At 78.9% G+C, this 735-nt stretch carries 1 protein-coding gene; it reads right to left on the bottom strand.

What is annotated here, in order from left to right; translation table 11 throughout:
• The coding region (locus AC13HU_RS37900) for a TIGR02234 family membrane protein (protein ID WP_483046539.1) at window positions 1-735 on the bottom strand (735 nt) is incomplete at both ends.

Raw genomic sequence — 735 nt, 5'->3', positions numbered from 1 at the left:
CGGTCCCCGGCGGGGTCCTCCGTGGGGTCCTCGCCACGGTCGAGCGCCTTCCACAGGTCCTCGGGCCGGTCCGGGTCGATCACGGCGGGCGCGGACGCGCGACCGGCGGCGCCGGCACGGCCGCCGGGCCGGTCGTAGCGGCTGGACATCGCGGGCCACCGGGAGTTGTGGCGCAGCGCGATCAGGCCGGCGAGGAAGAGCAGCAGCCCGCCGGCGACGGAGACGAACGGCCAGCTGGTGGTGCTGGTGTGCGCGGCGGTGGCGTGGGTGAGGCTGGTGGCGGTGGCGGCGGCGGCGTCCAGGGCGCCGTGGTCGCCGCGGCGGGTGAGCGCGGCGACGGCGGCACCGAGGCCGCTCAGCGCGAGCAGCGCGGCGACGCCGTAACGGCCGCTCCGGCGGACCGCGAAGATCGCCACCAGCGAGGCGAGTCCGACCAGGGCGAGCGCGCCCGGCAGCGCGGTCATCTGGCTGCCGCCCGCGTGCACCGGCATGGCGTGCCCGGCGGAGGAGGCGGTGCCGTTGGCCCAGGTCTTGCCCGCCGCAAGCAGCACCAGGCTCGCTCCGAGCACGCCGCAGGCCAGCGCGACGGCGAGGGCCCGGTAGGCGGCGCGGCGGGCGGTGTCGGCGCGCCGTACGACGCCGGGTCCGGCGGGGTCCGCCGGCGCCGACCCGGTGGCCGTCGCGGGCTGCTCGGTGGACGTCGCGGATTGCTCAGGCGCGGCCGAGGACGTGTTC

The organism is Streptomyces sp. NH27 (assembly GCF_056859195.1).
The sequence above is the reverse complement of the archived record's forward strand: the minus strand, read 5'-3'. Positions and strand labels throughout refer to the sequence as shown.